Annotated in this window: 20 protein-coding genes; 9 read left to right on the top strand and 11 right to left on the bottom strand. The window is 59.5% G+C overall.

Annotation, left to right across the window (positions count from 1 at the left end):
- Complete coding sequence (locus ACCQ01_RS03715) at positions 1-2,826, top strand: rhamnan synthesis F family protein (protein WP_228431495.1); 2,826 nt, start codon at positions 1-3, stop codon at positions 2,824-2,826.
- A gap of 32 nt (positions 2,827-2,858) precedes the next feature.
- Here the strand turns inward: ACCQ01_RS03715 and ACCQ01_RS03710 are convergent, their stop codons facing one another.
- Together ACCQ01_RS03710 and ACCQ01_RS03705 are read right to left on the bottom strand one after the other, a co-directional pair.
- Positions 2,859-3,491 (bottom strand): CoA transferase subunit B, encoded by a 633-nt coding sequence (locus ACCQ01_RS03710; RefSeq protein ID WP_228431494.1) that lies wholly within the window; start codon positions 3,489-3,491, stop codon positions 2,859-2,861.
- On the bottom strand, positions 3,491-4,219 hold the full coding sequence (locus ACCQ01_RS03705) for a CoA transferase subunit A (protein ID WP_115000098.1): 729 nt from the start codon (positions 4,217-4,219) through the stop codon (positions 3,491-3,493). The genes ACCQ01_RS03710 and ACCQ01_RS03705 overlap by 1 nt, the downstream gene beginning before the upstream one ends.
- A 134-nt stretch (positions 4,220-4,353) precedes the next feature.
- Between ACCQ01_RS03705 and ACCQ01_RS03700 the strand changes: the two genes are divergently transcribed.
- Together ACCQ01_RS03700 and ACCQ01_RS03695 are read left to right on the top strand one after the other, a co-directional pair.
- Positions 4,354-5,700 carry a phosphohexomutase domain-containing protein gene (locus ACCQ01_RS03700; RefSeq protein ID WP_228431493.1) on the top strand — a complete coding sequence of 449 codons (1,347 nt, stop codon included), beginning with the start codon at positions 4,354-4,356 and terminating at the stop codon, positions 5,698-5,700.
- A gap of 47 nt (positions 5,701-5,747) precedes the next feature.
- Entirely contained in the window at positions 5,748-7,151 is a 1,404-nt protein-coding gene (locus ACCQ01_RS03695) for a mannose-1-phosphate guanylyltransferase/mannose-6-phosphate isomerase (RefSeq protein WP_115555349.1), read from the top strand.
- Positions 7,152-7,216: 65 nt separating this feature from the next.
- Here the strand turns inward: ACCQ01_RS03695 and rfbD are convergent, their stop codons facing one another.
- The 4 genes from rfbD to rfbB all read right to left on the bottom strand — a co-directional run bounded on the left by rfbD (position 7,217) and on the right by rfbB (position 10,709).
- The gene (gene rfbD / locus ACCQ01_RS03690; RefSeq protein WP_228431492.1) at positions 7,217-8,152 is read right to left on the bottom strand and encodes a dTDP-4-dehydrorhamnose reductase; all 936 of its coding nucleotides are present in this window, start codon (positions 8,150-8,152) and stop codon (positions 7,217-7,219) included.
- Positions 8,149-8,706, bottom strand: a complete 558-nt coding sequence (gene rfbC / locus ACCQ01_RS03685) for a dTDP-4-dehydrorhamnose 3,5-epimerase (RefSeq protein ID WP_228431491.1) — start codon at positions 8,704-8,706, stop codon at positions 8,149-8,151. Before rfbC ends, rfbD begins: the two co-directional genes overlap by 4 nt.
- The gene (gene rfbA / locus ACCQ01_RS03680; RefSeq protein WP_228431490.1) at positions 8,703-9,590 is read right to left on the bottom strand and encodes a glucose-1-phosphate thymidylyltransferase RfbA; all 888 of its coding nucleotides are present in this window, start codon (positions 9,588-9,590) and stop codon (positions 8,703-8,705) included. The genes rfbC and rfbA overlap by 4 nt, the downstream gene beginning before the upstream one ends.
- 63 nt (positions 9,591-9,653) lie before the next feature.
- Entirely contained in the window at positions 9,654-10,709 is a 1,056-nt protein-coding gene (gene rfbB, locus ACCQ01_RS03675) for a dTDP-glucose 4,6-dehydratase (RefSeq protein ID WP_228431489.1), read from the bottom strand.
- 229 nt (positions 10,710-10,938) lie between these two features.
- Between rfbB and ACCQ01_RS03670 the strand changes: the two genes are divergently transcribed.
- The 6 genes from ACCQ01_RS03670 to ACCQ01_RS03645 all read left to right on the top strand — a co-directional run bounded on the left by ACCQ01_RS03670 (position 10,939) and on the right by ACCQ01_RS03645 (position 17,108).
- Entirely contained in the window at positions 10,939-11,685 is a 747-nt protein-coding gene (locus ACCQ01_RS03670; RefSeq protein ID WP_228431488.1) for an electron transfer flavoprotein subunit beta/FixA family protein, read from the top strand.
- A complete protein-coding gene (locus ACCQ01_RS03665; RefSeq protein WP_228431487.1) occupies positions 11,685-12,629 on the top strand; it encodes an electron transfer flavoprotein subunit alpha/FixB family protein in 945 nt (314 codons plus the stop codon). Before ACCQ01_RS03670 ends, ACCQ01_RS03665 begins: the two co-directional genes overlap by 1 nt.
- A 206-nt stretch (positions 12,630-12,835) precedes the next feature.
- Positions 12,836-13,534, top strand: coding sequence for an NAD-dependent epimerase/dehydratase family protein (locus ACCQ01_RS03660; protein ID WP_228431486.1), 699 nt, complete (start codon positions 12,836-12,838; stop codon positions 13,532-13,534).
- On the top strand, positions 13,524-14,474 hold the full coding sequence (locus ACCQ01_RS03655) for a glycosyltransferase family 2 protein (protein ID WP_228431485.1): 951 nt from the start codon (positions 13,524-13,526) through the stop codon (positions 14,472-14,474). The genes ACCQ01_RS03660 and ACCQ01_RS03655 overlap by 11 nt, the downstream gene beginning before the upstream one ends.
- Positions 14,471-14,887 carry a GtrA family protein gene (locus tag ACCQ01_RS03650; RefSeq protein ID WP_228431484.1) on the top strand — a complete coding sequence of 139 codons (417 nt, stop codon included), beginning with the start codon at positions 14,471-14,473 and terminating at the stop codon, positions 14,885-14,887. Before ACCQ01_RS03655 ends, ACCQ01_RS03650 begins: the two co-directional genes overlap by 4 nt.
- 40 nt (positions 14,888-14,927) lie before the next feature.
- A complete protein-coding gene (locus tag ACCQ01_RS03645; RefSeq protein WP_228431483.1) occupies positions 14,928-17,108 on the top strand; it encodes a hypothetical protein in 2,181 nt (726 codons plus the stop codon).
- Between the two features lie 899 nt (positions 17,109-18,007).
- Here ACCQ01_RS03645 and ACCQ01_RS03640 read toward each other — a convergent pair.
- The 5 genes from ACCQ01_RS03640 to ACCQ01_RS03620 all read right to left on the bottom strand — a co-directional run bounded on the left by ACCQ01_RS03640 (position 18,008) and on the right by ACCQ01_RS03620 (position 23,510).
- Positions 18,008-18,949 (bottom strand): NAD-dependent epimerase/dehydratase family protein, encoded by a 942-nt coding sequence (locus tag ACCQ01_RS03640; protein ID WP_228431482.1) that lies wholly within the window; start codon positions 18,947-18,949, stop codon positions 18,008-18,010.
- The gene (gmd, locus tag ACCQ01_RS03635; RefSeq protein WP_228431481.1) at positions 18,933-19,967 is read right to left on the bottom strand and encodes a GDP-mannose 4,6-dehydratase; all 1,035 of its coding nucleotides are present in this window, start codon (positions 19,965-19,967) and stop codon (positions 18,933-18,935) included. The genes ACCQ01_RS03640 and gmd overlap by 17 nt, the downstream gene beginning before the upstream one ends.
- A 77-nt stretch (positions 19,968-20,044) precedes the next feature.
- A complete protein-coding gene (locus tag ACCQ01_RS03630) occupies positions 20,045-20,632 on the bottom strand; it encodes a glycosyltransferase (protein ID WP_228431480.1) in 588 nt (195 codons plus the stop codon).
- Between the two features lie 47 nt (positions 20,633-20,679).
- Positions 20,680-22,428 (bottom strand): glycosyltransferase, encoded by a 1,749-nt coding sequence (locus ACCQ01_RS03625; protein WP_228431625.1) that lies wholly within the window; start codon positions 22,426-22,428, stop codon positions 20,680-20,682.
- 20 nt (positions 22,429-22,448) lie between these two features.
- Positions 22,449-23,510, bottom strand: coding sequence for a glycosyltransferase family 4 protein (locus tag ACCQ01_RS03620; protein WP_228431479.1), 1,062 nt, complete (start codon positions 23,508-23,510; stop codon positions 22,449-22,451).
- Positions 23,511-23,528 lie beyond the last annotated feature (18 nt).

Below are 23,528 nucleotides of genomic sequence, written 5' to 3'. Positions count from 1 at the left end.
ATGACTAGCCGTCTCTCCAAGCTGATCGGTGCGGCTCGCCGGTCGGTCCAGCTCCATGGCGGCGGCATTTCTGGAACGCTGGCGGTTGCCGTGCGTGCATTGAAGGCAATCCGCGCGCTCGGCATCAATGGATTCGTGATGCGGGTAAAAGCCGCAGGAGGCCGACAAGAGCCGGCCAGGCCCGTTTTCGAAAAGCATGAGTTCCATTCGCCAGTGCCGCCGGCGCAGCTACAGCTGAAAGTCGGTCTGATGGTGCACGTGTTCTATGCCGACCTGATCGAGGAATTTGCACAGTCACTGCAGCACATGCCTGTCAGCTATGACTTGCTGGTCTCCGTCGTCGATGACACGACAAGGCGGCAAGCAAGTGATCGCTTTTCGCGGCTTCCCAATGTCAACCATCTGGAACTGCAGATCGTTCCCAATCGCGGGCGCGATATCGCACCGTTTCTTGTGGCGTTCCGCGAACAGATCCTCGCTCTGGACGTGATTGGTCATTTGCACACAAAAAAGTCACTGTATACAGGCCGGGAGCAGGACACGTGGCGGCGTTATCTGCTGTCGTCACTGCTGGGGAGTCGGGAGCGTATTGCGTGGATACTCGGTATGTTTCAAGCCAATCCCCGCCTCGGCATCCTCTATCCGGAAAGCCATGCGGGCATGCCCTTGTGGGCACACACCTGGCTCAGTAACTTTGGCGCATGTCGTGAATTGGCCCAACGGTTGGGTTTCGATATCAGCCCTACTGACTACATCGACTTCCCTGCCGGATCAATGCTTTGGGCAAGGGTCGACGCATTGCGACCGCTCTATTCACTAGGGCTCGAGCTGAAGGATTTCCCCGTTGAACATGGCCAGATCGATGGCACCTTGCACCATGCAATAGAGCGAATGTTTGCGGTGGCTGCGCACCGCCACAACTACTGCTACGGCATCCTGCCTGCGGATGGCACGCTGGCGCTCAGCAGCGAGGGCGAACGCAATTGGCAAGCTGCGTTGGACATGCCGATTTCGTCACGCATGACGCTCTCAGCGATCGAAGCAAAATTGATTTCTCTGGATGTTTTCGACACCTTGGTGCTGCGACCGTTCCTGTTTCACACGGGAGCCCGGGCCTATCTTGCGCATCTAGTGGCTGACCGGCTGGGTTTGGAAACGTTCGCTGAGTACCGTGAGCTTGCCGAATCGAAAGCCCGCCATAACCTTGGCAAGGACGTTGACCTGCCTGGGATCTATCACACGCTGGCGGGGCTGAGCGGTGCCGATAAATTTCCCATCGACCTCCTGCAGTCCATGGAAATTGAAGTCGAAGAACGGCTATTGAGGCCTCGTAAGGGCGTCATCGAGGCGGCGCAAACGTTGAAGCGCCGGGGCATACGAATGGTCGCATTGTCGGACATGTATCTGGACAGCAAGACGCTAAAAAACATTCTGCCTTCTGATGTCGCTGCGCTCCCCGACGCATGGTATGTCTCCTGCGAGACTGGCTGGCGCAAGGATGACGACAGTGCCTGGAACCGCCTGCCAGGTATCGAAAACATAACGCAGGCGCGATGGCTGCACATTGGCGACAACGAACATGCCGATGTGCAGCGCCCTCTGAACCACAACCTGTTGACGCCGGTTCACGTGTTGCGTCCGTCTGCGCTGTTGGAGGTCGTTCCTGCGCTCAGGCCCTTGAGGCCAGCGCAGGGTGCAGCGACACGCTGGCAGGACCAGTTGTGGCTCGGGCTGCTTGCCAACAGGTTCGCCGATCTCGTCGACCGGCAGCCGGAGCTGCTTATCCCGCGACCGACACTATCACCGGCGCAGTTAGGCTATGTAGTGCTCGGCCCATTGGTGTTCGACTACCTGACCTGGCTAGTCCGCCTTGCGCAGCAGCACAAGGTGGAAACGATCTTATTTCTGAGCCGGGAGGGCTACCTGCTTGAGCAGGGATTCCAGCAATTGCAACAGTGCTGCCCCGCATTGAGTCATCTTCAGGGAAATTATCTGCTGGCGTCGCGACGCGGCACCGGCACCCCGTCGTTGAATGTTTTCGATGACCTTGCCCAACTGCTGGACAGTACATATACCGGGCCACTGCACGGCCTGATACACGCCCGCCTGGGTCGCCGCGCAGCAGAACTGCTCGAAAGCCGGTTGGGATCAGCGGTGATGCAGGGCGATGTCTATCTGCCCGAGATGCGCGACGAGCTACTCCGTTTGTTATTGCCGGCATCAGACGAACTATTGACGCTTGCTGCCATTGAAAGGCAGGCCTATCTCGAGTACTGGAAAACGATGACACACGGTAGCAACACGATGGTCGCGGACATCGGCTACTCGGGAAGCATTCAGGCCAACCTGGCGAGATTGACTGGCCAACCACTGGGAGGCGCCTACTTTGCATTGAATTATCGTGCCAGCAAAGTTGGATCGGATAGCTGGGCCGCCGCACGCTATTTTGATGGCCGTAGCGATGGCGATCCAGGTCAGTCGGCGATTTTGCGCCACGATCTTCTGCTGGAAACATTACTCACCGCGCCGTCTGCACAGTTCGCCTATTTTGCCGCTGGCGTCGAAGGTCCGATTCCGAGGTACGCAGACGCCGAACATTCTCAAAGCCAATGGTCAACGATTGCCCAGGTGCATGAGGGGGCCTTGTCCTTCATAAGGGACGTCTGCAACGTGGCGCAGGAGGAAAGCCATCTACTCGAGTTCGATCGAAAATCGATTCAGGTTCCACTGACGTGCATCGGCTCCGGATGCTGGGACGCCCCCTGGTTGGCGAGCCTGCAACTAGATGACCAGTTTACCGGTCGCGGCGCGGTAGCCGCTGGTTGAACTCACGCTACCGCGCCGGATGGACTCACAGGTCAGGCGGTCCTGAATGCGACTCCCGTTTTTGCTTGAACATCTTCGACGAGCACCTCATCAGCGACCTCCACCAGTACCAATCCATCAGCGGTGACGTCGAACACCGCCAGGTCGGTGATGATGCGATCGACCACGCCCACGCCGGTCAGCGGCAGGTCGCATTGCGGCAGGATCTTGTGCGTGCCGTCCTTGGCCACGTGTTCCATCAGCACGACCACGCGCTTGACGCCGGCCACCAGGTCCATCGCGCCGCCCATGCCCTTGACCATCTTGCCCGGCACCATCCAGTTGGCAAGGTCGCCGCGGTCGGTGACCTGCATCGCGCCGAGGATCGCCAGGTCGATGTGTCCACCGCGGATCATCGCGAACGAATCGTGGCTGCCGAAATAGCTGGCACCCGCGCGTGCGGTCACGGTCTGCTTGCCAGCATTGATGAGGTCCGCGTCCACTTCGTCTTCGCCGGGAAACGGGCCGATGCCGAGCAAGCCGTTTTCCGATTGCAACCACACGTCCACGCCATCGGGAATGTGGTTGGCCACCAGCGTGGGCAGGCCGATGCCCAGGTTGACGTAGGCGCCATCGGTGAGTTCGCGCGCGGCGCGCGCCGCCATCTGATCGCGGGTCCAGGCCATTACTTGTCTCCCTGGCGCACGGTGCGCTGTTCGATGCGTTTTTCCGGTATGGCGTTGAGTACCAGGCGGTCGACATAAATGCCGGGCAGATGCACCTGATCCGGATCGATCGCACCGAGCTCGACAATCTCCTCCACCTCGGCGATGCAGACGCGCCCGGCCATGGCACAGGCCGGATTGAAATTGCGCGCGGTCTTGCGGAACACCAGGTTGCCGGCGGTGTCGGCGCGCCACGCCTTGATCAGGGCAACGTCGGCCTGCAACGCGGTTTCCAACACGTAATGCTTGCCATCGAATTCTCGCGTCTCCTTGCCCTCGGCCACGATGGTGCCGTAGCCGGTGGCGGTGTAGAACGCGGGAATGCCCGCACCGCCCGCACGCAGGCGCTCGGCCAGCGTGCCCTGCGGGTTGAATTCCAGCTCGAGTTCGCCGGCCAGATATTGGCGTTCGAATTCCTTGTTCTCGCCCACGTAGGACGAAATCATCTTGCGGATCTGGCGGGTCGCCAGCAATTGGCCCAGGCCGAAGCCATCCACGCCCGCATTGTTCGAAATCACCGTCAGGCCGCTCACCGTGCTGTCGCGCAGCGCGGCGATCAAGGCTTCCGGAATGCCGCACAGCCCGAAGCCGCCAACCGCCAACGTTTGTCCATCGGCCACCACACCGGCCAGCGCCGCCTTGGCATCGGCATAGCGCTTGGCGCCCGCCCCCCTTGCAACTTGGTTCATCACCGCCCTCACCTCGCTGATGCGAAGCGGGCATTCTAGCCGCTGACTGTTCCCTGTCCTCGGTCGCAATTCCGCCACACCCAAGACACGGCACAGCCGCTAAACTCGGCTGTCCCCCACCCGAGGAATTGCCCATGACGCTACCCGCCTTCAAGGCCTACGATATTCGCGGCCGCGTGCCGGATGAACTCAACGAGGACTTGGCCCGCCGCATCGGCGTGGCACTGGCGGCGCAGCTGGATCAAGGGCCCGTGGTCCTGGGCCACGACGTGCGCCTGGCGAGCCCGGCACTGCAGGAGGCCCTGTCTGCCGGCCTGCGTGCCAGCGGCCGCGAGGTGATCGACATTGGCCTGTGTGGCACCGAGGAGGTCTATTTCCAGACCGATCACCTCAAGGCCGCTGGCGGCGTGATCGTCACCGCCAGCCACAACCCGATGGACTACAACGGCATGAAGTTGGTGCGTGAGCAGGCGCGGCCGATCAGCTCCGATACCGGCCTGTTCGCCATCCGCGACACGGTCGCGGCCGATACTGCCGCCGCAGGCGAGCCCACCGCTGCCGAGCACAGCCGCACCGACAAGACCGCGTATCTGGAGCACCTGCTCAGCTACGTGGACCGCAGCACGCTCAAGCCGCTCAAGCTGGTGGTCAACGCCGGCAACGGCGGCGCCGGTCTGATCGTCGACCTGCTGGCACCGCATCTGCCATTCGAATTCGTGCGCGTCTTCCACGAGCCCGATGGCAACTTCCCCAACGGCATCCCCAACCCGCTGCTGCCGGAAAACCGCGACGCCACCGCCAAGGCGGTCAAGGAACACGGCGCAGATTTCGGGATTGCCTGGGATGGCGACTTCGATCGTTGCTTCTTCTTCGATCACACTGGCCGCTTCATCGAGGGCTATTACCTGGTCGGCCTGCTGGCGCAAGCCATCCTGGCCAAGCAGCCCGGCGGCAAGGTCGTGCACGACCCGCGCCTGACCTGGAACACGGTGGAGATGGTGGAAGACTCCGGCGGCATTCCGGTGCTGTGCAAGAGTGGCCACGCCTTCATCAAGGAAAAGATGCGCAGCGAGAACGCCGTCTATGGTGGCGAAATGAGCGCGCACCATTACTTCCGCGAATTCGCCTACGCCGACTCCGGCATGATTCCGTGGCTGCTGATCGCCGAGCTGGTCTCGCAATCGGGCCGTTCGCTGGCGGACCTGGTCGAAGCGCGCATGCAGAAGTTCCCCTGCAGCGGCGAGATCAACTTCAAGGTCGACGACGCGAAGGCCGCGGTCGCACGCGTGATGGCGCATTACGGTGATCAGTCACCGGAGCTGGATTACACCGACGGCATCAGCGCCGACTTCGGGCAATGGCGCTTCAACCTGCGCAGCTCCAACACCGAGCCGCTGCTGCGTCTGAACGTGGAAACGCGCGGCGATGCCGCACTGCTGGAAACGCGTACGCAGGAAATTTCCGCTTTGCTGCGCGGCTGATCTACCATTCTCCCCCACCTTTTGACGCACTGGAGTCTCCCCCGCTCATGAGCGATGTCCTTCCGATCATTCTTTCCGGCGGCTCCGGCACACGCCTGTGGCCGCTGTCGCGCGAGACCTACCCCAAGCAGTTCCTGCCCCTGGTTGGCGAACAGACGATGCTGCAGGCCACCTGGCACCGCGCAGCACCGGTGGCCAACCACGCGCCGATCGTGGTGGCCAATGAGGAACACCGCTTCATCGCCGCAGAGCAGCTGCAGCAATTTGGCGTCAAGCCTTCGGCAATCCTGCTGGAGCCGAAGGGTCGCAATACCGCACCGGCAATCGCAGTCGCCGCGCTGGAAGCCATGCGCAACGGTGCAGACCCACTCCTGCTGGTGTTGCCTTCCGACCACGTGATCCGCGATGAGGCGGCCTTTCAGGCGGCGGTCACCTTGGCCGCAGCTGCGGCAGATGAAGGCAAGCTGGTGACCTTCGGTATCAAGCCAACTGCGCCGGAAACCGGCTATGGCTATATCAAGGCCGGCGCAGGCACTGGCGTCAGTGCGGTCGAACGATTCGTCGAAAAGCCGGACCTGGCCACGGCCGAGGGTTACCTTGCCTCTGGAGACTACTACTGGAACAGCGGCATGTTCCTGTTCCGGGCGTCGCGTTATCTGGAGGAGCTACGCAAGTTCCAGCCGGCAATCGCCGAGGCTAGCAGCAAGGCATGGGAACTCGCCAAGCGTGATGCCGACTTCACTCGCCTGGATAAGGACGCGTTTGCCGCAAGCCCATCGGATTCGATCGACTACGCCGTCATGGAAAAAACCGCCGATGCGGTGGTCGTACCGCTGGATGCCGGCTGGAACGACGTTGGCTCCTGGTCCGCCTTGCTGGAGGTTTCCGAACAGGACAGCGCCGGCAATGCGCATCACGGCGATGTGATTCAGATCGACTGCCGTAATACCTATGCCTACGGCTCGCGCCTGATCGCCATGGTCGGCCTGGAGGACGTGGTCGTGGTGGAAACACCGGATGCCGTGCTGGTTGGTCACCGTGAACGCATTCAGGAGGTCAAGGATGTGGTGGGACAGATCAAGTCCAGCGGCCGCTCCGAGGCTACCTGGCACCGCAAGGTCTACCGTCCGTGGGGCGCGTACGATTCCATTGATAATGGCAGCCGCCATCAGGTCAAACGCATCACCGTGAAGCCGGGCGCGGTCCTCAGTTTGCAGATGCATCATCACCGCGCCGAACACTGGATCGTCGTAAGCGGTACCGCCGAGGTCACACGCGGCGACGAAGTTCTGCTGCTCACCGAAAATCAAAGCACGTACATTCCGCTGGGTGTCACGCATCGCCTGCGTAACCCGGGTAAATTGCCGCTTGAACTGATCGAGGTGCAGTCCGGCAGCTATCTGGGCGAAGACGATATCGTTCGCTTCGAGGATACCTACGGGCGGGCGTGATGGTTCGTTACAGGTGACTGTGATCGCATAAGCAAAGAGCCGGGATGTCCCGGCTCTTTGCTTTTTCAGTCTTCGACCGGCTGAATCGCCTCCTTAGTGCCTTGCAGCACCAGCTCGGCAATCACCCGCTGCAAGCCAACCCGCCACTCGGGCAACACGATGTCGAAGTCCTGCTGCAGTTTGTCAATCGACAGGCGCGAGTAGGCCGGGCGTTGCGCGGGCGTCGGGTACTCGGCCGTGGTGATCGGCACCACGCGCGGCGCGCGCACCAGCAATCCTGCAGCCACTGCCTCTTCGAAGATCGCTTCGGCAAAGCCATGCCAGGTGGTCTGCCCGGCGGCGGTCAGATGCCAGGTGCCCGAGGTGTCTGCCGTGCGCTGCTGCAGCAGCTGCGCGGTGACATCGGCAATCAAGGCCGCCGGTGTCGGCGTGCCGACCTGATCGGCCACCACACGCAGCTCGTCGCGGTCCGCACCGACACGCAGCATCGTGCGCAGGAAGTTCGTGCCATGCGAGGCATACACCCACGCCGTGCGCAGGATCAGATGCTGCGCGCCCGATGCACGGATGGCCTGTTCGCCGGCCAGCTTGGTCTCACCATAGACACCCAACGGCGCGGTGGGCGCATCTTCGGGATACGGCGCCGTGCCCTGGCCATCGAACACGTAGTCGGTGGAGTAATGCACCAGCGGCACAGTGTTGGCGGCACACCATGCCGCAATCACCGCGGGCGACTGCGCATTGGCCCACTGCGCGCTCTCACGCTCCTGCTCGGCACGATCGACCGCGGTGTACGCGGCAGCATTGACCACGCAGGACGGCTGCAAACGATCAAGCAGCGCGCTCAGCGTGTCGGGCTCATTGAAATCCGCCACTTCGCAGGCAGTACCATCAGGCAGCTGACCGCTGCGCGTGGTCGCGATTACCTTGCCGTTGGCCGCGAGTGCACGCAGCAGCTCACTTCCGACCTGCCCATTGCCGCCAAAGACCAGTGCCGTCAAGGCGTAAAGACCGGCAGGCGGTCAGCAGGCACCTCATCGAGGAACGGCGCAGCCGCGTCCTTGGCCGAGAGCAGCGGGTCACTGATCGGCCAGTCGATCCCAATCGCTGCATCGTTCCAACGTACGCCTGCATCAGCCTCCTTTACATAAACATCAGTGCACAAATAGCTAAACAGCGCTCGCTCTGACAGTACCGCAAACCCGTGTGCGAAACCTTCCGGAATCCAAACTTGACGCTTGTTTTCTGCACTGAGCAGCACCGCAGTCCAGCGGCCGAAGTGAGGCGAACCCCGCCGGACGTCCACAGCGACGTCATATACTTCGCCTTCGAGCACACTTACCAGTTTGCCCTGCGGACGGGGCCACTGATAGTGAAGCCCACGTAGAACTCCTTTGGCAGATGTCGAGATATTGCTCTGCACGAATCTGTCAGGCAGCCCGTTGCCGCCAAAACGCTCGGCATTCCATGTTTCATAGAAGACCCCGCGCTCGTCACCGAACACAGCGGGCTCTATGACGATACAGCCCGGGAGATCAGTCTTTAAGAGTTTCAATGCATCTTTCCCCGAAGTGCGAGTTCGTGGAGATATTTGCCGTAATCATTCTTCAGCAGTGGTGCTGCCAGCGCCTGCAATTGCGCAGAATCTATCCAGCCCTGACCAAATGCAATTTCCTCGGGGCAGCAGACCTGCAACCCTTGCCGGGCCTGAATGGTCTCGATGAAGTTTGAAGCTTCATGCAGCGATTGATGTGTACCGGTATCCAGCCACGCATACCCTCGCCCCAGGGGCTGCAGGTGCAGCGCACCTTCCTGGAGATAGCGGCGGTTCAAATCTGTGATTTCCAGCTCTCCCCGCGGTGATGGCTTAAGCGCGGCCGCATATTCAACCGCCTTTTCATCATAAAAGTACAAACCAGTCACTGCATAGTTGGAACGTGGGACAGCGGGCTTCTCTTCAAGGTCGATGACCTTACCCTTCGAATCGAACTCTGCAACTCCGTATCGCTCGGGATCATTGACCCAGTAGCCAAACACCGTTGCCCCGTCCTGACGGGCGTCGGCACCTTGCAGCAGTCCCGTCAGCCCATGACCGTGAAAAATATTGTCGCCCAGGACGAGACAGCTCGGCTTGCCATCGACAAAGTCGGCGCCAATTAAATACGCCTGGGCAAGACCATCCGGACTAGGCTGTACGGCATACTCGATGCGCATGCCCCACTGGGAGCCATCGCCGAGCAGCGATTTGAACAAAACCTGCTCATGCGGCGTATTGATAATCAAGACGTCCCGAATGCCCGCGAGCATCAGCACGCTCAGCGGGTAATAGATCATCGGCTTGTCGTACACCGGGAGCAGCTGTTTGCTGACGCCCTTGGTGATGGGGTACAGCCGGGTGCCGGAGCCACCCGCCAGGATGATGCCTTTACGTTGTGTCATCACAGATATTCCTTTGCGACAGCCTGCACCAAAACGCGCGGGCTCGTGCCGGGGGTGCGCGCGTTAAACCGCTGCGCCGATGCGTTCCAGTCGATAGCTACCATCCAGCACGCCTTGGACCCAGGTTTGGTTGGTCAGATACCAGTCCACCGTCAATGCGATGCCTTGATCGAAGGTGTAGGCAGGCTCCCATCCCAACTCATCCTTCAGCTTGGACGCATCGATCGCATAACGGCGATCGTGCCCCGGCCGGTCTGTTACATAGGTGATCTGGCTGGCGCGCGGCTTGCCATCTTCGCGCGGCCGACGCTCATCCAGCAGCGCGCAGATTGCCTGCACGACCTCGATGTTCTGGCGCTCGGAATTGCCGCCCACGTTGTAGGTCTCGCCGACCTTGCCCTTGGCCAGCACGGTACGGATCGCTTCGCAATGATCGCTGACAAACAGCCAGTCACGCACCTGCTTGCCGTCCCCGTAGACCGGCAGCGGCTCGCCGGCCAGGGCCTTGGCGATCACCAACGGAATGAGTTTTTCCGGGAAGTGGTACGGGCCATAATTGTTCGAACAATTGGTGGTCAGCACCGGCAGCCCGTAGGTGTGGTGGAACGCCCGCACCAGATGATCCGAGGCCGCCTTGGAGGCGGAATACGGCGAATTCGGCGCGTAAGGCGTGGTTTCGGTGAACTTGCCGGTCTCGCCGAGCGTGCCGTACACCTCGTCGGTGGAGACGTGCAGAAAACGGAACGCATCGCGGCGCCCGTCCGGCAATGCCTTCCAATAGTCGCGAACGGCCTCAAGCAACGCCAGGGTGCCGACCACGTTGGTCTGAATGAAGGCGCCCGGGCCTTCGATCGAGCGGTCCACATGGCTTTCCGCGGCGAAATTCAGCACCGCATCGGGCTGGTGTTCCTGCAGCAGGCGGGTAACGAGCGCCCCGTCGCCGATCTCGCCCTTGACGAACACGTGGTCGGCGTTGCCCTCCAGCGATGCCAACGTGTTCAGATTTCCTGCGTAGGTCAGCGCGTCCAGGTTGATCACGCGGATCCCGCGGGAGACCGCCTCAAGAACAAAATTGCCGCCGATGAAGCCGGCACCGCCGGTTACTAGCCAAGTCGCCACTGTCTACCCCTCCTGGTCGCGCGCCAGACGCGCTGCATTTTCAAACGACACAGGATATACGGTCCAGGCATTATCCAGCCTTAGCGCGAGACTCTGCACCGGCTTACCTGATGCACCGCAGCATCCATACGCCATCGCATGGTGCAGCCTCCCCGGTTAGAATGGGCCCACTCCCGAGCCTGCCGCCGCGGCCGGGCCTTCCCGCAATAGCTGAAGGATCTCGTACACGATGAAAATCCTCGTCGCCTACAAGCGCGTGGTGGACTACAACGTCCGCATTCAGGTCAAGCCGGATGGCTCCGGCGTGGTCACCGAGGGCGTCAAGCTCTCGCCGAACCCGTTCGACGAAATTGCCCTCGAAGAGGCGTTGCGCCTGCGCGATGCCGGTATTGCCACCGAGGTCGTGGTCGCCACCCTGGCGCCGGCCGATGCCGCAGCACATCTGCGCAATGGCCTGGCCATGGGCGCCAATCGCGCCATCCACGTCGTCACCGATGCGGCGATCCAGCCGCTGACCGCCGCGCGCACCCTGCTCAAGCTGGTCGAGAAGGAACAGCCAGACCTGGTCATCCTGGGCAAGCAGGCCATCGACGACGACGCCAACCAGACCGGCCAGATGCTCGCCACGTTGTGGGGCCGCCCGCAGGCGACCTTCGCCGGCAAGCTGGTGGTCGCCAATGGCAAGGCCACGGTGACGCGCGAGGTCGACGCCGGCCTGGAAACGCTGGAAGTGGACCTGCCGGCGGTGATCACCACCGACCTGCGCCTGAACGAGCCGCGTTTCATCAAGCTGCCGGACATCATGAAGGCCAAGAGCAAGCCGCTGGAAACGCTGGCCTTTGCAGACCTGGCCGTTGACTCCCACGACAGTCTGACCACCACGCACTACGCAGCGCCGGCCAAGCGCAGCCGCGGCGTGATGGTGAAGGATGCCGCCGAACTGGTGGCCGCACTCAAGCAGAAGGGGTTGCTGTAATGGCCAAGATTCTCGTTGTCGCCGAACACCTCAATGGCCAGCTCAACGCCGCCACCGCCAAGACCCTCAGCGCAGCGCTGACGGTGTCTGCGGACGCGATCGACATCGTCGTCCTGGCCGCTGATACGGCTGCGGTGGCCGCCCAGGCAGCCCAATTGACCGGCGTCAGCCGCGTGCTCGCGGTAGCTAACCCGGCAAACGACCATGCCATCGCCCAGGTGTTTGGCCCGCAGATCGCCCAGCTTGCCGGCCAGGGCTACACGCACGTGTTTGGTCCCTCCACCACGTTCGGCAAGGACCTGATGCCGGTCGTGGCCGCACTGCTGGGCGTGAACCAGATCTCCGACCTGATGTCGGTCGAAGATGCCTACACGTTCAAGCGCCCGATCTATGCGGGCAACGCGATCATCACCGTGAAGGCACCGGCCGACCAAATCGTGGTTGCCACGGTCCGCAGCGCCTCGTGGCCGGAAGCAGCAGCTGGCGGAAGCGCAGCGGTCGAGTCCGTTACCATCGATGCTGCACTGCCGACCCACACCCGCTTCATCGAACTGGCCGCCGGCACGTCCGACCGCCCTGATCTGCAGAGCGCCAAGCGCGTGGTCTCCGGCGGCCGCGGCGTCGGTTCGGCCGAAAACTTCAAGCACATCTACAGCCTGGCCGACAAACTCGGCGCCGCTGTGGGCGCTTCGCGTGCTGCGGTGGATGCCGGTTATGTGCCCAACGAACTGCAGGTCGGCCAGACCGGCAAGATCATCGCTCCCGAGTTGTATGTGGCCATCGGCATCAGCGGGGCGATCCAGCATCTGACCGGCATCAAGGACGCCGGCACCATCGTGGCAATCAACAAGGATCCGGAATCGCCGATCTTTGAGATTGCAGATATCGGGTTGGTGGGGGATTTGTTTACGTTGCTGCCGGAGTTGGAAAAGGCATTGGGCTAACGGCTACGCCCAGGATTACGATGGCCTTCACAGCTGACGGTATAATGCACCGTCAGCGCGGCGGCGACACTACTCGCCGTTTTCATGCCTGCTGGGAAACGCCACAGCGAAGCAGGCGATGACCTGGGGCGATCGTATTGCCGGCGGTTGTGTAGTTACACGGCGCTGTGTAGGGATAAAGTAGATAAATGGGAAGCGGTACTTAAGTGATCATCGGTAATGGCCTGCTGGCCAGATCCTTCGCAGCAGATAGGCTCGCTGAGCTCAACTCCACGGTGTTCGCCTCCGGGGTGTCCAATTCATCTGAGACCGATCCTGCGGCATTCGCAAGGGAAGCACGTCTGCTTGTCAAGGCCCTGGACGACGCGCAGGGCCGGTTCGTCTACTTCAGCACCTGTAGCGTGACAGACCCCGACCGTGCCGAAACCCATTACGTCCGCCATAAGCTGAAAATGGAACAGCTGATCGCGGAGCGGGACGAGTCTCTGATTCTGCGCCTGCCTCAAGTTGTGGGACACACCGACAACCCTCACACCCTGTCCAACTATCTCGCTAGTGGTATCCGCAACGCAGAGCCGTTGCGTATCTGGGTCAAGGCAGTGCGCTGCCTAATCGACGTGGAAGATGTCGCCCGATTGACCCTTCATCTGATTGAGAATCGCCTGGAGATCAATTCCGTGCTGGATCTGGCTCCGCCGGAGAACGTCACCATGCTTGAGCTGGTCTCGATGCTGGAGGCCACGCTGGGCAAGAAGACAACCATCGACTTTGTGGACCGAGGCGGTGGTGCCACGCCTGATTCGTCACCATTTGTTCGTTATGCAACTGCCACCGGCATTGATTCCTCTCCCGGATACATCGCCAGGCTGATCCGCAAATACTACGGAACGAGCGATGCAACCTGATATTTCCGTCGTCATCCCGGTCTATGGCAGCGCCACCATCCTACCCACGCTTGTCGAGAAACTCGAAGAGTCGCTGACTGCGCTCACCGACAAGTTCGAAGTCGTACTGGTGTACGACTGCAGCCCGGATAATTCCTGGCAGGTCATAACAGGGCTATGCGCCTCCCGGCCCTGGTTGAAGGGAGTCCGCCTGCGCAAGAACGCGGGGCAGCACAATGCATTGATGGCTGGATTCGGTGTGGCACGCGGCCACTACATCGTCACCATGGATGACGATCTGCAGCACTCGCCGTCCGACATCGGGCGCGTCGTGGCGGAGCTGCGAAGTGGAGCCGATGTTTGCTACGTGCAGTTCAAAAGCCGGCGGCACGCTCTCTGGAAGCGCCTCGGCAGCCAGTTCAATGACCGCATGGCGTCGTGGCTGCTCGCCAAACCTCGCGGGCTGTATCTTTCGCCATTCCGCGGCTTGATCAGCGAAGTTCGTGACGAGATATTGCGCTACGGCGGCCCCTTCGTCTATGTCGATGGCCTTATCGTTCAGAGCACCAGCAATATCACCACCATTGAAGCGGAGCACCACGCCCGAAGCGATGGCAAGTCTGGATACAGCCTGCGCAAGTCGATCTCACTGTGGATGCAGATGGCTACAAGCTTCTCGATCACACCATTACGGGTCGCGTCGCTGACAGGAATTGTCTCTTCCGGCCTCGGCTTTCTGTGCGCCATCGTGCTGATCCTGCAGAAGCTGCTTTGGCCGCACACCGTCATCGGCTGGACCTCATTGATCGTCGCGGTATTGATCATGGGTGGCATCCAGCTACTCGCACTGGGTGTGGTGGGCGAGTACGTAGGGCGCGTGCTGCTAAACGTCAGCAATCGTCCCCAATACATAAAGGGCCAACAGCTCAACGTAGGCCAAGAGCAAGAGAACGTGCAGTGATACCGCAGCGCCACCGCGCCCTGGCCGCACGCTTTTTGCGCTTTTGCATCGTTGGCGGCGCCAGTACTGTGGCCTTCAGTGCGCTCACCTGGTTGGCTGTATCAAAGCTCGGCATGCAGCCGACTATAGCGACGGCGCTCTGCTACCTGGTGTTGGTGCCAATCAATTTCGTCGCGCACCGCAGCTTCACGTTCGTGTCCTCTGGACATCTGAGTTCGGAAGGCTTGCGCTTCATTTTGCTGCACAGCTTCAACCTTGCCTTGTCGATCATCGGGATGGGCGTAGCTGTGAACAGTCTGCACTTGCATTATGCGTGGGGCATTGCGTTCTCGGCCTTCGTCGTGCCTGTCGTGGTGTTTCTCGTGATGAATTTCTGGGTCTTCAACCGGGACCGACGTCGCGATCACGTCTAAATCCAACCTACGCCGCAACTGCAACCAAACAAACCATCGAATGTCCAATCCCCTTATCCGCAACGACGCTTCCCAACGCACCATGTTGTTCATCGCTTGCTCCACAGCGATCGTCATGCTGCTTTGGCTTCCCTTCGGCTTCAACATGATAGGACATATTGAGGAATGGGATCTTCTGAACCTGTTCACTCGCCACGGCGTGTTCTACGTGGTTGGTGAGGGCGGGCCGCTTCCCAGTCACCGCATGCGGCCTCTCATGCTGTTGCCGAATGCGATCGCGTACCAACTATCGCCAAACTCCTTTTTCGCCATGCATCTGTTGCAGATGCTGGCCTTGGTGTTGAAGGGTGTTTGCGGCGGAATCCTGGGGTGGTGGCTGCTGCGCTCGCGGCTCTATGCCGTGTTGTTGGCGCTGCTGGTGGTCATTTATCCCGCAGATACAATGCAGCTGTCGTTCCGCTCCTTCCATATCAACTGGTCTGTCTTGCTGGCATTTGCGGGCGTGACAGGGATAGTGCACGCATATGGAAGTCAACTGATGGGCAAGAGCAGGGCGATCCTGGTATCGCTTGTTTCTACCGCAATGTTGGTTGTTGCCACGCTGATCTATGAAGTGGCATTGGCATACGCCATCTTGCCTCTGCTGTTGCTCTGGTGCCGATTGGGATTGGTGGAGACGGTCAGACTTCCCCTCCGTCGCTGGTATGTTTCGCTGGTCTGGTGCATAGGCATATTGGCTTGTTTAGCCTACATCTACTACGTTGCCAAGACTGGCTCGACCTACCAAGGGCATCTGTTAGAGAGCCAGGCGGGTGGCATTGCTCTGCTTAAAGAGCGCGCCCTCGTGATGTTTTACACGGGCATCGGCCGAAGCGTAGTGGGCGGTTGGATCGACGCCGGAAGGATTCTCTTCGTCGAGTACCGCAGCTTCTGGTACCTGTCGGCTATTGCTTTGATGGCGTTGGCTCTGCTCCTCTACATACGCGAACCCTTTTCCGCACCAACCCCGGAAAAGCAAATCGGCGTGCGTTGGTCGCTACGGGTGCTCTTTACCGGCGTGGCATTTGCCGCCGTCGGCTATCTTCCCTTTCTTGCATCACCCGCGCATACCAGCATCAGTCAACGTACCTTCCTCTTCGCGACTCCAGGCGGAGCATTGGCCACGGTGGCTCTGGTTATGCTGTTTTCTGGAGCCCGTCGAACTCTGGCAATGTTGTTCGGCACCGTATTGATCGTACTGGGCATGGCGGCACAAATGTTCCAGTTCCATCACTACTCACAGATTTCTGATACAGAACGCAAAGTCCTCCAGGACGTAGCTGTAAGCCTGCCGGATATCGCCAACGACCGCGATCTTCTCATTCTTGATGGCTCTCACCTTATCAACAGCGTGTGGATGCTCCGGGAAAACATGATGAACGCGCTAACCTATTTGTACGGCAAGCCGATCGACGTGGTACAGATCTGCAATCAACCTGAGAACGACTGGCAACACACAGATGAAAGAGGCCGCACCGGCCGATGCGCAGAATACCCTGACCACTGGGAGTTCAGTTCAGGCCCAGCCATTGATGGGCCAGACTATACGTCGCGGCCGCAAAGCGTTCTGTATCGCGCAGACAAGAGCAGGACTCAGATCGTGCGCATTCCCGAAGAGGGCGTTGTACCGCTAAGCGGTGCGCGTAAAGACGAGCTTTCGTTGCGCAACGACGCCCTTTCGCGGCGCTATCGCGCCATGCTCGCGCCGTCTCCCTGGCCTCTGGCTTTCGATCAGTTCCGCCACAGGGAACGGGAGGCAGGCTTTAGGTGGGATTTCGGCCGCTGGTGGAATTTGGACGTGCCTGCGCCGGGACGCGGATGGCAGGATGCCCAGTGGCAACATGAAGGACCTATGGAACATGCTTCATTCTCGTGGACCGTCGTTGAGAACCCATGGCTTCAATTCCAGCTAAAACCAACTGGCCGGGTTTATCGAGTTCGGGGAAAGGTCATGTCCATCGCCCCCGGCATACACCCTGAGAAGCTTGCGATTTCAGTAAACGGCCATGTGGTCCCGGTCCGCTGGCTCACTTCTAATGAGTTTTATGGAGAATTGCCCTCGTCCTCCCTGAAGGATGGCAACAACAGGGCCACCTTCCTGCTTCCAGTCGATAATCACTCTTCTGGATTCGGCATGGCGTTCGATTGGATCAAATTCGCTCCGATCGAGCCGACTGACTAACTGAACGAAATATGCATCGCTTTAGCACAACTGGCATACGGAGTTCAAAATGATTGCCATCAATCGCGACATTAAGGCTGCACTTCTAGCTTCCATCTTATGCCTGTTACTTCCTGGCTGTACGGCAAGAGAGACCGAGTCCCCCGTGGATGCTGCTTCAACCAGGCCCGTGGTTATTTCCGCAGGTGATAGGATAGGTCCTGCTGACCTGAGGCCATTTCTGACAAATGGCTGGTCAACAGATGAACCCTTCGGAGTATGGTCCGTCGGCGAGGATGCAGGCCTTTTAATGCGGATGGAAACGTCGGCAAACGCAGGCGCTCGACTGGTCATGCAGGCTGGTGGCCTTTGGGCTCCACGACGCCAATCCATGGATGTTAGTATTCGTGTGAATGGTGGCAACTGGCAGCACCAAACCCTCACAGCATCGGCTCCAGAGCCGCAACTGATCACTATTTCCCTGCCAAAATTGGCGGCTGGCGATGAAGTCAGGATCGAACTGCACTTCGATCGTCCAGCCTCACCAGTCGAGCTCGGAATATCTTCGGACGCGCGCGCTCTGGGCATTTCACTCAGGTCCATGCAGCTGTTGGGCCGCACGCCCTAGCAGTCACTGGCCGTGGGCGGGCAAGCCAGCAATTGCAATCAGGCCTTGCGTTACCTGACCCGTATCAGGTGCGCGCCTCTGCACATGGTTGACAGCGCACGCCGCGGAATCATGTATCTCAGATCGACCATTGATCGCATGTCTACCAAGCAACCTACGTCACGTCGTACCCAACGTGACGTAGGCTGTCTGGCCCCATCAGTCACCGCACCTCAGACTTCTGTGCGTCGCATACGCGTAGATAGATCACGAAGCCAGCTAGCTGCCAGCATTTCGCGAGGCCGAGCTTCACTCAGCCTTCTTCGAGCATCCATTCCAGGGTTTTCCGCAACGGCGGAGACGTCCAGCTCCCGGTAAGCTCCTGCAGCAATCGATTATCGCCGCATAGCATCTTGACTTCATTGCTACGCACAAACTTCGGGTTTACAGAGACTTCCAACGAGCGGCCAGTGATCTGTGTGCACAGGTCGATCACTTCCCGAAGGGAATAAGCCGTTCCGGAGCACACATTGACTGTACGACCGATGGCATCGGCTGATTGCAACAGCTTGCCATAGGCCGATGCCACTGCCCTCACGTCACCGAAGTCACGCGACACATCCAGATTTCCCAACTCAATCTGTGGCTCTCGCCTGACAAAGTGCGAGACAATCTTGGGAATGAGGAAGTTTTCCGACTGCCCCTTACCCGTGTAGTTGAATGGTCTGACTACGGTGACAGGCAACCGCCCCTGCCAAAGCCGAACCACGTACTCCATGCTCAGCTTGCTGATGGCGTAATCGTTTGTTGGTGCCGGAGCAACCGACTCATCCAAACGCCCTTCCGAGGAGTTGCCATAAACATTGGCACTGCTGGCGATGAGGAGCCGCTCGAGAGAAATTTCAGCCTCTTCCACTGCCTGCAGCAAATGACGCGTGCCGATCAAATTTACATTGTAGAAATCATCTGCACTCCCGTGACCTACAAACGCAAGCGCAGCCAAGTGAATGATAATGTCCGGACGGGTAGTTTTCAGCACCTCACGCAAGGCATCCTGATCGAGCAGGTTGACTTGATAATGAAGGTCGACAGAGGCCAGGCCGCTAGCCCAGTCCGGTGCGGAGTGATCAGAGCCGCCAAGCCCCAGTACTTCGCAGCCTAGATTTTTTAGCTCATCAGCCACATAGCGGCCGGTGAAACCGGACGCGCCAGTGACTAGAACCCGCTTACCGTTCAGATCAGAACGAGAAGCCATGCGCGTTCCTCTTGAGATCGGCCTCGACCATCATCTGGCAGAGCTGCTCCAGCGTGGTTTCAGGCTTCCAGCCGAGGACGCGCGTTGCCTTCTCGGGATCGCCGATCAACAGATCCACTTCTGCGGGACGGTGGAATTTCGCATTGATGCGCATCACCACCTTGCCGGTAGCGACATCCACTGCAGTTTCATCTGCATCTTTGCCGCGGAATTCGACGTCAATTCCGGACCCCTTGAAAGCCATGCTGACAAAATCACGGACGGTTTCCGTGCGATTTGTCGCCAGAACAAAGGTATCTGGCTCATCGGCCTGAAGCATGCGCCACATCCCCTCCACGTACTCGCGCGCAAAACCCCAATCGCGCTTGGCATCCAGATTGCCCAGCTCCAGGCATTCCAAGCGTCCAAGTTTGATCTTGGCTACCGAGTCGGTGATCTTGCGTGTTACAAATTCGCGGCCACGCAGCGGGCTTTCATGGTTGAACAGAATCCCGCTGGAGCCGAAGATGCCATAGCTCTCACGGTAATTGACCGTCATCCAATGCGCGTACAGCTTGGCAACGCCATAAGGGCTGCGAGGATAGAACGGCGTGCTTTCGATCTGCGGGACCGCCTGCACCTTGCCGAACATTTCCGATGTCGAGGCCTGGTAAAACCGGATGTCCTTGTTCACCTGCCGAATGGCTTCCAGCAGGTGGACCGGGCCGATGCCGGTGATGTGCGCGGTCGTCGTCGGCTGATCGAACGATACGCCCACGAAACTTTGAGCCGCCAGATTGTAAACCTCGGTGGCGCCCGTGCTTTCGAGCATACGGATACTCGAACCGAGGTCGGTAAGGTCGTACTCGATCAGGTGTAAATTAGGGTGATTTGCAATTCCCACCTCTTCGATCCGCCAGAAATTGACCGAACTGGTACGGCGGTATGTACCGAACACGCGGTAGCCCTTATCCAACAACAGCTGGGCCAGGTAGGCACCGTCTTGGCCGGAAATGCCGGTAATCAACGCAGTTTTCATCATCCCTCTCTTGGTTACTTATAAGTTCCGGAATCAAGCCGAGATTGAACGCGGCTCGTTCCGATGATCATTGAGTCTCAGCGCGTGGCCAAAGGCTTTCCGCCCGCACCACAAACCGTTTCCTTGCCCTGGTCCTGGCACGAAGTCAGAGGGCCATAATCGAGCGAATCCACCTTGAAGTCGCTGTACCACGCCACCGATTCCTGGACGAGGCCGAATCGCAGCGTTTTCCCAATCACTGCCTGGCTGGGCACATCTGCGACCACTTCAGCGGAGCCACCCGCCGGAATGCCCTCGGCAGGAAGCGGAGCGCGCAGGAAGTCCCGGTTCGAGACATTGCCGGAATCATCCACCAGGGAGATGGCGAGATTGACCGGCAGTGTGCCCTTTGAGTTGATGGCGACCTTGCCCGAATTGGTGACAGACACTGCAACCCGTACCAGCTCGCCGTTATTGGCCAGTACCGGCTCCGAGGCAATTGCGTAGCGTGCGCCAACCTGCTCTTGCGTCAACGGAGTCGACATGCCGCCTGCTTCGGTGGTCTGGGCAGCCTGCTGGGGTTCGGCCTTCACTGGCTGTTCTGCCTCCGGGGCCTTCGAGCAGCCGGTGAAAGCAATCACCGTTGCCAGGACGGCAACGGAGCCGAAGGAAACAGGAGATTTCATACTATTTTTCATGGATAAGGACCTGTGATGGATGAGCACGCCGCTCATTATTGAGCGGCTTCTACTCGAATGAGAAGTCGGGCCGGTGAAAAGCCACGGCTTTTGAACCAGCAGACCGACTCCTGGACTAGATCAATCTCCAGGTAGTAGTCACCTGCGACTGCCGGAGCACGGACTGTGAAATCGTGAACTGCAGAAGACATCGGCGCGACCGCATCGTGAATAAAATGGCGAGGTTGTTCGGCTACCGCCGTCGGTGTTTCGGCATTAACCCAGAAGTGTCCAAGATAAATGCCGAACGGCCGCAATGCGTGACCGAGCGGACTGAACCAGGAGTATTCGCTGTTGTTGGTCAATTCGACACGCAAGGAGATTATGCTGGACGGCTCGGCAACCAGCACCTCCTGCTCAGCAACAGCAGCCTGCCCCTGAAAGGCCTCTTCCGGCAACGGCTCACTGTAGGGATAGGGTCCCACTGTTGCCCCAACCACACGCGCATGCGAATCCAGCTCCTGATCCTTCAATGCTGCCAGGGCTGGGTTAACCCAGCGATCCCCGCGCAGGCTGCTCAGCGCGTCGATTCGATGCAGCTCCTCGGCAAGCGGAGAATCGATGTCGACCTTCAGGCTTGCGACCGCATCAGCCACACAGTCCTTGAAATCCGAAACAATCCGATGGCGTCTCAGCAGCCGCGCATATCCTTCAGCGGCGGCATAAGGATCAAGCGCCAGCCGTCCTGATGCATCGGAACACTCTTCGGCCCAAGCGGCATAGGTTGCAGGGTCGAGCGTCAATTGACGCAGCAACGCTGCCAGAGCGTCCGGGCATCCTTCATCCGGCGCGACTTTTTTTACCGAAGCGGGCAGCTCTGCATACCAACCGTGATCCGATACGATGACGGGGAGGCCCGCCTGCATCGCTTTGCATACGACAGCCGAAGCCTCGCCCATCGTTGGCTGGCGCAGGGCAATCATCAGATCCGCACGCTCGAATACCTTACTGAACTGATCGTCGTCGAGATGACCATGATTGATTAGCTGCACGTTGCGCAGACCTGCAATACCCTCCAGCTGATCGAGTACGGCTGCCTCTACCTGCCCAGCGATTTCCAACGTAATCGGGCCATTCAGCTCGTAGTCGATCGCCGACAGCGCCTGCACAATCCAATCGAAGCGACGATTCGTATGCCCACCGCCCAGCAACGCGATGGTGCGCAGATTGCCACGTATGCGATGCTGAGCAACCGTCGGGTACAACTGCGGCACCACCGTCACTGGGAGCCAGGGAAAGTCCTTGTCGATTTGATCGGCTGCATATCGGGAGTGCACCACTACCTCAATGGCCAGCTTGGTAGCCACTTGATGCAGCGGGAAACGCACCACATCTTCGCGATTCCAGACAGGCGATCCGCTACGAAGCGCCAGTTTGGCGGTTCTGACATCAGTGCTGGAATACCACTTTTCCAGCAGATTGAAATAGTCGCCGTTGAGAAGGCGGCCTTCCTCGTTCAGAACTCCAGCAGCCATATGATGCAATACAAGGTCGTGCAGATGCACGATTCCCGGCGCTGCCGCCATCAACGGAAGCATCCATCCATGGAATGCTGGATGGTTACCCATCTGGTAAACGATCGCATCCGCTTCACGCAGTCTGCGGACGGTGTCGTTCACCCCGAGGCTAACGAGATCGGCATGGGCAATCGCATCGACCTGCAGCCCTTGATCTCGCAGCAGGTTCGACAGGCCTGCCGTGTACTCTGCAATGCCTGAGCGCTCGGGAGGATGCGGCCCGACCATCGCGACGCGAAACGGCGTACTCAAAGCCGGCTCTCCACCAGATTGCTTATCACGCGATCCCAGGTAATGGAAGTACTCATGTGCTGACCAGCCTCAGCCAATGCACGCAGTTGCGCCGGTCCTTTCGCATAACAATCGAGCAGGCTTTCAGCGATCGCCTCCGGTGTAGGACTTGTGACCCAACCGCTACCGGTGGACTCGACGATCCTGCCAACCTCACCGCTATCGTTCACCGTAATGACCGGCTTGTAGGCGGCGAAGCTTTCCAGCGTCGCAAAACCGTAATCCTCATCCACCGGCGAGTAGAAGACCGCACGGCAGTTGGCAATCAGCTCAAGCAGCTTCTCGTCTTCCACGAAACCTGCAAGCTCGACGCGATCCGTCAGGCCCAGCTCGCGGATCAGCGGTGCCAGAGAGAGGGCATACTCGCTGGCACCGGTTCCGGCGATGACAACCTTGGCATGGGGGACATGCTTCGCGGCCCGGATCAGCAGGTCGGGACGCTTCATCACCTCAAGACGACCGATACACAGCACGTAGTCGCCGTAGTCTCCCGAGGTGATGAATGGCGCCAGCTTGGACGGCGGATAGAGAACCTCCGAGCCCAGACCGCTGTATTGCTGCAGCCGATCGGTAACTGTTTGAGAAATGGTATACCGAGGCTCGATCTCCGCCAGCAGCTCCCGATCGGACGCCCGCAGGGCGTCACGCACCGCCGAATCCTTCGCGGTCAGGTGGGGCTGATCGAAGCGCGTGCGTTCCAGGTCATAAAGCACTCGATGCTGATGCACCAGCCAAAGCGCCTTGTTGGTATGCGAGGCCGCATACGTCGGGTACTTGGTGCAAATGCACAGATCGATTTTCTGCCCATTGCTTTCGTTCAAATTCAATAACCTCCATGCCAGCATGGAAGACAGAATTTCTGTTTCTGGATACCACTTATAGGGTAGCTGCACCAGTTCTGCGACGACCTGGCGCTGCTTTCCCCACAGATTGATCTGCTTGACAAGCTCTTCGTTGAGCAGCTCCGCACCGCCTCTGACAAACGGCACTTGCGCGCCAAGCACAATAACTCTCTTCACTTACATTCCCCTTCATGA

It is taken from the genome of Xanthomonas sp. NCPPB 4037 (assembly GCF_041475695.2).
Classification (GTDB): domain Bacteria; phylum Pseudomonadota; class Gammaproteobacteria; order Xanthomonadales; family Xanthomonadaceae; genus Xanthomonas; species Xanthomonas campestris.
Note: the sequence above shows the minus strand (reverse complement) of the source record. Positions and strands in the feature narration are given on the sequence as shown.

What these genes read in the sequence shown, in the direction of transcription:
- ACCQ01_RS03715 (WP_228431495.1), top strand. Translation starts at nt 1, where the DNA reads ATGACTAGCCGTCTCTCCAAGCTGATCGGTGCGGCTCGCCGGTCGGTC.
- ACCQ01_RS03710 (WP_228431494.1), bottom strand. Translation starts at nt 3,491, where the DNA reads ATGGCCTGGACCCGCGATCAGATGGCGGCGCGCGCCGCGCGCGAACTC.
- ACCQ01_RS03705 (WP_115000098.1), bottom strand. Translation starts at nt 4,219, where the DNA reads ATGAACCAAGTTGCAAGGGGGGCGGGCGCCAAGCGCTATGCCGATGCC.
- ACCQ01_RS03700 (WP_228431493.1), top strand. Translation starts at nt 4,354, where the DNA reads ATGACGCTACCCGCCTTCAAGGCCTACGATATTCGCGGCCGCGTGCCG.
- ACCQ01_RS03695 (WP_115555349.1), top strand. Translation starts at nt 5,748, where the DNA reads ATGAGCGATGTCCTTCCGATCATTCTTTCCGGCGGCTCCGGCACACGC.
- rfbA (WP_228431490.1), bottom strand. Translation starts at nt 9,590, where the DNA reads ATGACACAACGTAAAGGCATCATCCTGGCGGGTGGCTCCGGCACCCGG.
- ACCQ01_RS03670 (WP_228431488.1), top strand. Translation starts at nt 10,939, where the DNA reads ATGAAAATCCTCGTCGCCTACAAGCGCGTGGTGGACTACAACGTCCGC.
- ACCQ01_RS03665 (WP_228431487.1), top strand. Translation starts at nt 11,685, where the DNA reads ATGGCCAAGATTCTCGTTGTCGCCGAACACCTCAATGGCCAGCTCAAC.
- ACCQ01_RS03655 (WP_228431485.1), top strand. Translation starts at nt 13,524, where the DNA reads ATGCAACCTGATATTTCCGTCGTCATCCCGGTCTATGGCAGCGCCACC.
- ACCQ01_RS03645 (WP_228431483.1), top strand. Translation starts at nt 14,928, where the DNA reads ATGTCCAATCCCCTTATCCGCAACGACGCTTCCCAACGCACCATGTTG.
- ACCQ01_RS03640 (WP_228431482.1), bottom strand. Translation starts at nt 18,949, where the DNA reads ATGGCTTCTCGTTCTGATCTGAACGGTAAGCGGGTTCTAGTCACTGGC.
- gmd (WP_228431481.1), bottom strand. Translation starts at nt 19,967, where the DNA reads ATGAAAACTGCGTTGATTACCGGCATTTCCGGCCAAGACGGTGCCTAC.
- ACCQ01_RS03630 (WP_228431480.1), bottom strand. Translation starts at nt 20,632, where the DNA reads ATGAAATCTCCTGTTTCCTTCGGCTCCGTTGCCGTCCTGGCAACGGTG.
- ACCQ01_RS03625 (WP_228431625.1), bottom strand. Translation starts at nt 22,428, where the DNA reads ATGGTCGGGCCGCATCCTCCCGAGCGCTCAGGCATTGCAGAGTACACG.